Genomic DNA, 10,196 nt, shown 5'->3' on the forward strand with positions numbered 1-10,196 from the left:
TCAGGAACGCGCTGACCGTGCTCGGCGACGCGGGGACGCAGAACAGCGGCGCCGGCGTCGGCGGCTCCTTCGGCATCTCCTGTCCGCCGGGCTTCGCCTCGATGTTCCTGTGCACCCATATCGGCGAGTTCCAGCAGATGTATCCGGACGTCGCGCTGTCGGTGCTGACGCCGCGGCGGCTCGACGACGTCAGCAATCCGGAGGCGGACGCCTTCATCGCCTTCGGCGTCGGCAACTGGCCGAACCGCGCGGTGGAGCTGCTTTGCGAGGTCTCCTTCACCCCGCTCTGCAGCCCGACGTTGCTCAACAAGGTGGGCGGCTTTTCCAAGCCCGCCGACGTGCTGCGCGCCAACCTGCTGCATCTCAGCGATACCGAGGACTGGGCGCGCTGGCTGGCGCTGTCGAAGGTGGAAAATCCCGACACCGAAGGCGGCATCTTCTTTTCCGACATGAACCTCGTCTTCTCGGCGGCAATCGCCGGCCAGGGCATCGCCATGGGAGACGAGCTGACCGGCCGCCGGGCGCTGAGCGAGGGCAGGCTGGTCAAGCCGTTCGAAGCGACGGTGCCCTCGCCGCGCTCCTACTATCTGGTCTTCGAGCATGCCAAGGCGGGCCACCCGGTACTCAATGCCTTCAGCGACTGGCTGCGGGCGAAGCTTTTGGAAAGCAGGCTGGCGAAGTATTGAAGGCGGGGACGCCGGCACGCCTTAGGATGTCCCTCGGAGTGCCAACCGTCCGGTCGTCATCCCCGGGCTTGACCCGAGGATCCATTCCGTGGCGATCGCGAAAGGCACGCTTGATCAGAATTCTGCACCGTTGCAGCTCCCAGAGGTCACGGCATGGCAACCAGGGTCTGCGCGCGTCGCTTCGCTCCTTGCTCCGCCCTGAAATGGCGACGGCATGAACGCCTTCGCCAATCGCGAAGGTTGGCGAGCCCGCCGAACGCCCAAGTTTGGGAGACGCTCGCGCCACCTGCCCATCCGTGAATCAAATTTGCCGAACAGACGAAAACTATTCGGTTGCGGTGAACGCGCGCCGTGCATACGATTTGAAACAAGCGTGAGGACGAAGGCAGGATGCAGCAACCCGGCCGGGCCGCAGAGATCAAGGCGAACGGGATAGGCAAGAGCTTCGGCTCGTTCCGGGCGCTGGACAATCTCACGCTCGATATCGGCCGCGGCGAGTTCCTGACGCTGCTTGGGCCATCCGGTTCCGGCAAGACCACCTTCCTGATGATCTTGGCCGGCTTCGTGCAGCCGAGCGAGGGCAGGCTTTTCAGCGACGGCACCGACATTACCGACCGGCCGGCCGAACAGCGCGCCGCCGGCATGGTATTCCAGGGCTATGCTTTGTTCCCGCATATGAGCGTGGAACAGAACATCGCCTTTCCGCTCAAGGTGCGCAAGAAGTCCGCTTCCGAGATCAAAAGCCGTGTCGGCGAGATGATCGAGCGCGTCGGTCTCAAAGGCCACGAGAAGAAATTGCCGGCGCAGCTTTCCGGCGGCCAGCAGCAGCGCGTGGCGCTCGCCCGCGCCCTGGTGTTCGAGCCGGGCGTGCTGCTTCTCGACGAGCCGTTCTCGGCGCTGGACAAGAGCCTGCGCGGCCAGATGCAGGCCGAGATGAAGCGGCTGCACCAGGAGACCGGCACCACCTTTGTCTTCGTCACTCACGACCAGAGCGAGGCGCTGGCGCTTTCCTCGCGCGTCGCCATTTTCAATCACGGCAAGCTCTTGCAGGTCGGCAGGCCGGACGAGGTCTACGACCGGCCGGCCAGCCGCTTCGTCGCCGAGTTCCTGGGCGAGATCAACATGCTGCCCGTGAAGGGCGTCAAGCCCGCCGATAATGGCGCCACCGGTGTCTGCGAGGACCGGGCGGTCAACATGCGCTGCAAAGCAGAAAAGGTCCGCGGCGACGCTATCCTGGCAATCCGGCCGGAACACATGTCGATCGCGCCGGAGGCAGCGGCCGGCGAAAACGGCATCGCCGCCACTGCTGTCGCTTCGACCTATCTGGGTGCGGCGACCAAGCTCGACCTGACCACGCGCCAGGGTGCGAAGGTCACCGTCTCGGTGCCGAACGAGGTGGCCGCGGCAGCGTTGAGCAAGGGCAATTCCGTCTGGCTGACCTGGCCGGCGGAAAAGGGCTTCCTCCTGCCGGACGGAGGACAATGAGCGCCGAAGCGGCGTGAATTCGCCGCGTCGGTTTCCGGATCAGATCAATTAAAACAAGGGGAACTGACATGAACGAGACCAAGAAACAGACCATCGACTCCCTCGCAGAGACGGCAAAACGCGGCGAGATCTCGCGCCGGCAATTCGCGCAGCTTGCAGGCCTCGTGCTCGCCGGCACGCCGATGCTGCTGCGCTCGACCCATGCTCAAGCCGAGACCAAGGGGCTGGTGCTGGTGAATTGGGGCGGCGACGCCATCACCGCTTACGACGCCGCCTACGGCCAGGCCTTCACCAAGGATACCGGCATCCCGGTGAAGATGGACGGCTCGGGCCCGACCGAGGGCGCGATCGCCGCGCAGTTCAAGAGCGGCGCGCCGACCTGGGACCTGGTCGACGTCGATCCGTTCTCGGCCATTACGCTGGGCGGCCAGGGCATGCTCGAGCCGATCGACTACAAGATCGTCGACAAGAGCAAGATGCGGCCGGGCTTCGGCTGGGAATTTGCCGCGTCGACCTATTTCTTCTCCTACGTGATCGCCTACGACTCGCAGAAGTTCGGCTCCAATGCGCCGACCGGCATGGCCGACTTTTTCGACGTGAAGAAATTCCCCGGCAAGCGCTCGCTCTACAAATGGGGCGTGTCGAGCTGGGAAGCCGCCCTGCTCGCCGACGGCGTGGCACCCGCCTCGCTCTATCCGCTCGACCTCAAGCGCGCGCATGACAAGATCGCCGCCTTCAAGGAAAACGTCGTCTCCTATTGGGGCGGTGGCGCCGAAAGCCAGAGCGTGTTGCTCAACGGCGAGGCTTCGATGGCGATCGTCTGGTCGACGCGCGCCTCGCTGATCGAGCAGGACTCGGGCGGCCAGATCAAGTTCATCTGGGACCAGGGCCTGATCTCGCCCGGCGCGCTCGCGGTTCTGAAAAACAATCCCGGCGGCAAGGAAGCTGCGATGAAGTTCATCGCCAGCACGCAGGATCCGCAGAAGGAACTGGTGATGTTCGACAAGCTCGGCCAGGGCCCGGCCAACCCGGCCGCCGACGCGCTGATCCCGGCCGACAAGAAGCGCATCAACCCGGTCGATCCGGAAAACATGAAGAAGCAGATCCCGCTCGACATGGAGTGGTACGCCAAGAACTACGGCGCGGCGCTCGACGAATACACCAAGATCATCTCGGCTTGAGCGGGCGGAGATGCTGAACTGACATGAGGGGCACCCTCTCCGACAGGACGGGCGCGGCGCTGTTGATGGCGCCGCTGCTCCTGTTCCTGGTCCTTGCTTATGCCTGGCCTTTCCTCGGCGTGGTGAAGTGGAGCTTCACCTTGCCGACGCCGGGACTCGGCCAATATGGCGCGCTGGTCAGCGATCCGCTGGTGCAGTCGGTATTCGTCCGCACGTTGCGCATCGCGGCGATCGTCACCATCGTTTCCGTCACCGCCGCCTATGCGATCACGGTCGTCTGGGTGCGCGGCAGCCCGGTGCAGCGCGTGCTTGCGGAATTCTGCATCCTGGTGCCGTTCTGGATCTCGGTGCTGACGCGCGCCTTCGGCTGGGTGGCGCTGTTGTCCAACCGCGGGCTCATCAACACCTGGCTGCAATCGATCGGCTTCATCTCCGAGCCGCTGACGCTCGTGCGCAACGAGTTCGGCGTCATCGTCGGCATGTCGCATTTCCTCATCCCCTTCGCGGTGTTTCCGCTGGCTTCGGCCATGCGCAGCCTCGACGAGCGCGTGCTGCTCGCGGCGCGCGGGCTTGGCTCCAGCCGCATGCGCACCTTCTGGACGGTGTTCGTGCCGATGACGCGCTCGGGCATTATCGGCTCGGCGATGATCACTTTCGTCTTCTCGCTGGGCTTCTTCGTCACGCCGGCGATCCTCGGCGGCGGCCGCAGCGTGATGATCGCCGAACTCATCTATCTTCGCATCTTCCAGAGCCCGGACTGGGGGCTGGGCGCGGCAATAAGCGTCGTGCTGGTGGTGTTCGTCGGCGCGCTGATGGCGCTCTTGTTCCGCTACGTCAAACCGAAGCAATTGGTGTAGCAAGATGCCCACCTACCGCCCCGGTCCCGTCTCGCTCATCCTCGCCGTCCTGGTGGCGCTGTTTCTGCTTATGCCATTGCTCGCCGTCATCCCGGTGTCGCTGACGCCGAGCCGCATGTTGACCATGCCGACCGGCGAACTGTCGCTGCGCCACTACCGTTCGCTGATCGAGGATCCGCGCTGGCTGGAGTCCATCCTGCTCTCGATCCGCATCGGTGTGGTCAGCAGCGCGATTTCCACGGCGCTCGCGCTCACCTTCAGTCTCGGCGTGTGGATGTTCCAGCCGCGCTTCACCGCCGCCCTGGTCGGCTTCGTGCTTTTGCCGATGGTGGTGCCGCCGGTGGTTTCGGCGGTGACGCTGTATTTCCTGCTCACCTCGGTCTCCGGCATCTCATCCTTCTTCGGTTACGACACCTGGCTGGGTGTCGCGATGGCGCACGCGGTGATGACGGTGCCCTTCGCCACCGTTCTGATCCTGGTCTCGCTCAGCCAGCTCGATCGGCGCATCGACCTCGCGGCACGAGGCCTGGGCGCCAGCGTGTGGGAGCGCGCGACGCGCGTCATCATGCCCAACATCAAGTTCGGCATCGTCACCGCGGCGCTCCTCTCCTTCGTGCTCTCCTGGGAAGAGATCGGCGTGACGCTGTTCATCACCTCGGTGAACGCCATCACGCTGCCGCGCCTGATGTGGATGGGACTGCGCGACAACATCGATCCGGCGATCGCAGCCCTTTCGGTGATCCTGATCATCATCACCGTGCTGGTGCTCGCCGTGCGCAGCATGATTGCGCGCCGGCAAGCCGCACCGTAAATCCGCGGCTTTGTCCCCAAAACGAAAGAGGCCCGCCGGGAGCGACGAGCCTCTGACGGTGCCAAAGTGGAAGTCTGGCCCGTGGTGATCCGGGGGTGTGGATCGCGTAAAAGTCTAGCCACCCGAAGTCCGGCGCGCGATTTACAAATCCGTAAACCTCGGCGTGCCGGGAGCGGGCGGCGGCGGCAGAAAAGTGCTATAAGATCATCGGCTTGTGAGCATCCGCGACCGCGCCGGGGCAGCATCCTTCAAGCAAAAGTGATGGGAAGAGCGCGAGAAGTCGAGCCCGATCGGCGACGACAGCCAGCCCGTGACGACATGACAAAATCCGGCCGCTACCGGTTTCCCGGCAGCATTCTGGCCAGGATCGCGTCCCGGCTGATGAAGTGATAAAGCGCGGCCAGGGCATGTATGCCGGCCGACGTGTTGCCATCCTGTTTGGAGGGCGCGCCGCGCAGGCGAAGGCTGCTCGCCCTCGCCTGCGTCGGAGCCGTTCAGGCGGCCTGCGGCGGCCGCATTCTTTCGACAAGAGCCTGCCGGGCCGGGCCGGCGAGCGGCCTGTCCATGGTCAGCAGCCCGTCGAGCAGAACGAGGAGCTCACGCGCTGCGGACGACTTGCAGGAATAATAGACCATCTGGCGGTCGCGGCGGGTGTCGACCAGGCCAAACCTGCGCAGTTTGGCCAGATGCTGGGAGAGTGCGGACTGGCTGAGTTCGACCTTGTCGGCGAGCGCGCCGACAGACAATTCGCCCTCGGCCAGGTAGTTCATGATGAGCAAACGCTTCTCGTTGCCCATCACCGCAAGAAAGGCTGCCGCGCTTTCTGCGTTGGCGGTAAGTTTCTTGGTCACCATCGGTTTCCCCATGTTCATGCTCTTCCGAGGCCACGGGGGCAATGGCTTCGGAATTCCAGAGCATTTGATGGGCCTGCTCCGACACGCAGTCGGAACCTGCCCTGCTTCTTTGTTCGACCAATACCCTCCGTAACCCGGTTGCCACCACGTCGGGATCTTGGTCTCGGACAGCCTGCGCCGCGTTGTTGCGCGACGCAAGTTGGCGCAGACTCGGAATAATTCCGCGCCGCTAATGAGTATCAGCGCTTCGTCCTTTCAGCAAGATAGCGAAGCTGGCCCAGTCTCCGGCATGCCTTCGAGCAGACAACGAGACGAAACCTGGCCGGCCCGGCGCCGCGAAAGACGCACGTTGTCGCCGTTTCCTTGAGGACTCACCCCGTTTCCGAACCCGTGCTAATGTTTAGCCGGGGAGCAAGGGGGACATGAGCTGGAGGAAGAAGCCCGTGTCCAACATGTCGCGAAACACATTCACGCCCGCCGAGACGGCGCTGTTGGGGCGTGTCTTCGAGAGCGGCCGCATCGATGGAGAAACCGAAGAGCAGAAGGAGGCGCGCGCCTCCCGCATCATCGCCAATTACATGGCCGGCATCACCGATGAGACGGAACTCATCGAACTGTCCCGCAAGCCGCTCGGAAGATAGCCGGCAGCCACGCCCGTTACCGGCGCGCTGCTCACATCCTGTTGAAATATCGGGATGAACTTGCCGCGCGGTGGCGCGTTTATCATCCGCTCACAACGCATTAGGGGTTTCGCGATGATCCAGGGATGGTTTTCCAGGCCGGTCGAAGTCGCCGTCGGCGTGGCAGGCTCGATCCGACACATTTCCAACGCCCAGCAGGCTGTGGAACTGCTGACGGGCCAATGGCGCGACGCCGGCAGCGCGCAGCATGGCGCGGCGCTGCGCGCCTGCCGCCGGGCAATGAGCGGCGACGTTCCGGCCGACAACGCCAGGGAAGCCTTCATCAGCGCCGCGCGCGAAGCGCATGTGTTGGTCGAATAGCTCCAAGGCGGCATCCTGTCTTCTGTAGAAGAGCGACACGACGCGCGAATTGACCGGACGCTTCCGCGCCGGCCGAAACCGCTGCGTGACGCGTTCATCCGCCTGTCGGCTCCGATCTCGCCGCGGACGACAGCGCGGCCAGTGACGTTGTCACATGTTTTTTGCGCGGCGCGCCGGCGCAATGAATCCGCTACGTGAGCAACTCCGGCCGGCCCATCGCTAATCTCTAAAATTTTCCGGAACATTATCGGCAGTGTTTGGTTAATGCGCGGGTCCGCCGATCATCCGGGGCCCGCATCCCAACAGGCGCCTGCCGGCGCCGTTGCTTATCAAAAGACCAACATACGAACGGAGCATGTGATGAACGACGTCTGGTTTTCCGAGCCGGTCGTGATCGATTTCGAACCAAGCGGACATCGCAAGGTCTCAAGCTGCTTCGAGGCAGTCGAATGCCTCGACCTGCGCTGGCCAAGGCGGGCGCGCGACCGCGCCTGGCGGTCGGCAAGCCGCGTCTGCCGCGACGCGCTCGACGGCTTGAGAAGTCCTACCGAAGCCCGCAAAACCCTGCGCAAGGCAGCGAAGGCCGCCGGCCTGCTGGCCTGAAGCGTGTCGCGATCCCGTGCGGAAAAATCCGCCACCCGGATCGTCTCGAATTACCGCTAAGGACTTGCTCCCGGCGGCCCGTAAGCCAGAAACTTCGGAACATTGCAGCCGCCGACCTGTTACTTCTCCGTAGTCTCCTGACTACACGGGTTCCAGACCCAAGCCGAGCCCGTTCCGGCTTCCCATCGCCGGGGCGGGCTTGATTTTGTGCGGTATTGGTTGCGCGGCATCCCAGCGAGTGAGGGGCAGCGACCGACGCATACTTTTCAGCACGCCCTTGCGGACATCCTGACGGGGATACATGAAAACGCCGGCCGCTGGACTTTCGGGGCGCCTGTTGTTCAGGCGGTACCATTTCAACGAGCCGGCCGCCGGCGCTCAATGCGAAGCGAGAGGCATGGTGAACGGGCGGCTAATATCCACAGGAAGCGGCCGATTTGGAAAGAAGATCAGCCAAACCCGCCGAGCACCTCCGGGAATTGTACGGCCATCGCGCCCTCTTCCGCTTGCCTTGCGTAGATCTGGTGCATTTTCCCCGCGTCGTAACGCGCGCGGCGGCGATGCACGTCGTTACCGAAGAGACCACCGACGGCATCGAAGCGCCGGAGGAAGCGTTTCGTTATCCCGCGCTCGAACGGCAGCCGCTGCCGGAAGGGCTTATTCCAAGGCGTATCCTCTGCCAGATCGCGCCAGATCTTGAGGGCTTCGAGCTCGACTCCAATCTGGCTGCCCCAAGGCTTGCCGCCCGCGAAATGCCGTGCATAGGCCTGAGAAAACCGATAATCCCGGGCGCCGTTCGACATCAGATTCCAGTTCGGGTGCATCGTCTGCCATTTGCCCTCGAAGGCGACATTAAGCGCGTTCTGGTCGTTCATTTGTCGATGGATCGCGGTCCGGCGCGTCCGTTCCAGGACGCCTTCCACGCGCACCGCATCCATGTCGAAGACCACCACGCCGGAATTGAAGTATGGCGCGCCCGGCTGCATCCTGAAGGTTCTGCGATATGACGGCCGGAAGTACATGTAGTCGTCGTGCGCCGCCAGCAGCGGCGCTTCGAGCTCCTGGCAGGCCAGGTCGTTGATGTCACGATTGAACAGGACATCACAATCGGTGTAGGCGATCCGACCATAACCGTCGAATTGCGGTAGCAGGTCCGCGAACAGGCGGACATAGGCGGCGATGCTGTAGGTACCGAAGCGGAAGCCAACGCGTTCCATGAAGTCGGACACGTCGAGCAACGCTACTCTGTCGCCAAGCAACCGCCTCGCGACTTGGATATCGCTCTCATCAGCCTTCACGTGGAGAATGAAGCCATCGATTGGCGCGGAAACATCCAGTATCCGGCGCGCTGCCAGGCATGCATAGGGAAAATACTTGCTATCCGCGGCCAAGAAGTAGCATGGGCGCTGCAAGCCTACCTCCGTAATATCGAGCTTCGTACCAAGGGTCTTTCAAGATCGACCGTGAATATCCGGCTGAGCCGCCGAATGTTTATCCCAGCCGCACTACACTGAGGCGATGCCTGCCACAAAATGCCTGCCGATGAAAGCCTCGATGGGACCGGTGAGCGCGCCGGCTTCCTTTTTGATCTTTTCGTCGTCCCATTCCCACCACCGGATTGCCAGCAACTTCGAAATTACATCCTCAGAGAAACGATATCTGATCAGTCGGGCCGGAGAGCCCCCAACGATCGCATAAGGCGCCACGTCCTTGGTGACCACGGCCCCGGTGCCGACCACTGCGCCGTCGCCGATCGTCACACCTGGCAATATTATGGCGCCGTGACCAATCCAAACATCATTGCCAATCGTGACGCCGCTCGGTCTGCCGCCATTTCGGACGGGATCTGATTGCTTCAGCATCCGGCTGTGGATCGGAAATGTCGTGGCGCGATCGGTCAAATGCTGGCCGGAGCACATGAAAAGCACGTCACCCGCGATCGAGCAGAAAGCCCCGACCGTCAGCGGGGCCTCCTTCGAGGGAAAAAAGACCTTCCGTCGTGACAAGCCATAAGTGTGGCGTCCCACGGTCACGTGTTCCGGCAGCTTCGACCGAGCGTTCCTCAACCAGGTGGACAATACGGACATTCTGAAGCCCCGCCTCCAGCACCATAGCGACATAGCCGCAGATGGGCCCAATCCACAAGCTCAGGAATTTCCCAAAGTCGGGCGAGTGGTCTTCAGTTTGAGACTAGATTGCCGAAGACTTTGATCGCCGCATTTTTCCTCTGTTGGTGTTGTGTTTGCGGTGGATTGGGGCCGCGAGTGTTGCTAGTGGAGCGAACCGCCCCTTCGACTTAACAGAATGACGACTTGACTGAATGAATGACGTCTTTGGTTACATCGCCTATGGCGATAACGAGCTTTATCACCTCGGTGCGCTACTCAGCGCACTCAAGCTTTTGCACCATAGCCCGAAAGCCAGGATTATCGTGGCAACTGACAAGCCGGCATTCTTCCGCGGATACCCGCTTGAGACTATCCTAGTGAGCGCCGAGAAGAAGAAGGAGCTATCCTTCGATTGGCGCTATCATTTCGGGATCAAGGCTGGGGGCCTTATCGAGCTTTTGAAGCGCGCTGACCGATTGCTTTGTAAGCGGTGTTTCCTGACCACCTTTCGGGAGTGGTCGCGATCTGTGAGGTTGCCGATCCTGTATTGGGATCGGAGATCGGCTTGTGTCTGGACTTGACCTTACGCTTGACCCGGAGCGGCAGCTTC

12 protein-coding genes are annotated in these 10,196 nt (G+C 62.6%); 9 read left to right on the forward strand and 3 right to left on the reverse strand.

Annotated features, from left to right (window positions below; translation table 11 throughout):
* The 5 genes from EOA75_RS21735 to EOA75_RS21755 all read left to right on the forward strand — a co-directional run.
* On the forward strand, positions 1 to 686 hold a 686-nt coding region (locus tag EOA75_RS21735), incomplete at its 5' end, for a LysR substrate-binding domain-containing protein (RefSeq protein ID WP_127325125.1).
* Between the two features lie 390 nt (positions 687 to 1,076).
* Complete coding sequence (locus EOA75_RS21740; protein ID WP_095801538.1) at positions 1,077 to 2,171, forward strand: ABC transporter ATP-binding protein; 1,095 nt, start codon at positions 1,077 to 1,079, stop codon at positions 2,169 to 2,171.
* Between the two features lie 68 nt (positions 2,172 to 2,239).
* Positions 2,240 to 3,352, forward strand: a complete 1,113-nt coding sequence (locus EOA75_RS21745; RefSeq protein ID WP_127325126.1) for an ABC transporter substrate-binding protein — start codon at positions 2,240 to 2,242, stop codon at positions 3,350 to 3,352.
* A 23-nt stretch (positions 3,353 to 3,375) separates the two neighbouring features.
* Positions 3,376 to 4,209, forward strand: coding sequence for an ABC transporter permease (locus EOA75_RS21750; RefSeq protein ID WP_067330676.1), 834 nt, complete (start codon positions 3,376 to 3,378; stop codon positions 4,207 to 4,209).
* Between the two features lie 4 nt (positions 4,210 to 4,213).
* Positions 4,214 to 5,020, forward strand: a complete 807-nt coding sequence (locus EOA75_RS21755) for an ABC transporter permease (RefSeq protein ID WP_067330673.1) — start codon at positions 4,214 to 4,216, stop codon at positions 5,018 to 5,020.
* A gap of 494 nt (positions 5,021 to 5,514) precedes the next feature.
* Here the strand turns inward: EOA75_RS21755 and EOA75_RS21760 are convergent, their stop codons facing one another.
* Positions 5,515 to 5,874, reverse strand: coding sequence for a metalloregulator ArsR/SmtB family transcription factor (locus EOA75_RS21760; RefSeq protein WP_066999308.1), 360 nt, complete (start codon positions 5,872 to 5,874; stop codon positions 5,515 to 5,517).
* 422 nt (positions 5,875 to 6,296) lie between these two features.
* On the opposite strand from EOA75_RS21760, the gene EOA75_RS21765 reads away from it, so the two are divergent.
* The 3 genes from EOA75_RS21765 (at position 6,297) to EOA75_RS21775 (ending at position 7,478) form a co-directional block, all read left to right on the forward strand.
* A complete protein-coding gene (locus EOA75_RS21765; RefSeq protein ID WP_245299680.1) occupies positions 6,297 to 6,515 on the forward strand; it encodes a hypothetical protein in 219 nt (72 codons plus the stop codon).
* Between the two features lie 114 nt (positions 6,516 to 6,629).
* Complete coding sequence (locus EOA75_RS21770) at positions 6,630 to 6,875, forward strand: DUF982 domain-containing protein (RefSeq protein ID WP_059186167.1); 246 nt, start codon at positions 6,630 to 6,632, stop codon at positions 6,873 to 6,875.
* Positions 6,876 to 7,235: 360 nt separating this feature from the next.
* Positions 7,236 to 7,478 carry a DUF982 domain-containing protein gene (locus EOA75_RS21775; protein ID WP_066999301.1) on the forward strand — a complete coding sequence of 81 codons (243 nt, stop codon included), beginning with the start codon at positions 7,236 to 7,238 and terminating at the stop codon, positions 7,476 to 7,478.
* Positions 7,479 to 7,927: 449 nt separating this feature from the next.
* On the opposite strand, the gene EOA75_RS21780 is transcribed toward EOA75_RS21775, so the two are convergent.
* Together EOA75_RS21780 and EOA75_RS35795 are read right to left on the reverse strand one after the other, a co-directional pair.
* The gene (locus tag EOA75_RS21780) at positions 7,928 to 8,869 is read right to left on the reverse strand and encodes a glycosyltransferase (RefSeq protein WP_127325127.1); all 942 of its coding nucleotides are present in this window, start codon (positions 8,867 to 8,869) and stop codon (positions 7,928 to 7,930) included.
* Between the two features lie 114 nt (positions 8,870 to 8,983).
* Entirely contained in the window at positions 8,984 to 9,565 is a 582-nt protein-coding gene (locus EOA75_RS35795) for a CatB-related O-acetyltransferase (protein ID WP_067330659.1), read from the reverse strand.
* A gap of 233 nt (positions 9,566 to 9,798) precedes the next feature.
* On the opposite strand from EOA75_RS35795, the gene EOA75_RS21790 reads away from it, so the two are divergent.
* On the forward strand, positions 9,799 to 10,167 hold the full coding sequence (locus tag EOA75_RS21790; RefSeq protein WP_127325128.1) for a hypothetical protein: 369 nt from the start codon (positions 9,799 to 9,801) through the stop codon (positions 10,165 to 10,167).
* Positions 10,168 to 10,196: the final 29 nt, after the last annotated feature.

The organism is Mesorhizobium sp. M1A.F.Ca.IN.022.07.1.1, assembly GCF_003997575.1.
Taxonomy (GTDB): Bacteria; Pseudomonadota; Alphaproteobacteria; order Rhizobiales; family Rhizobiaceae; genus Mesorhizobium.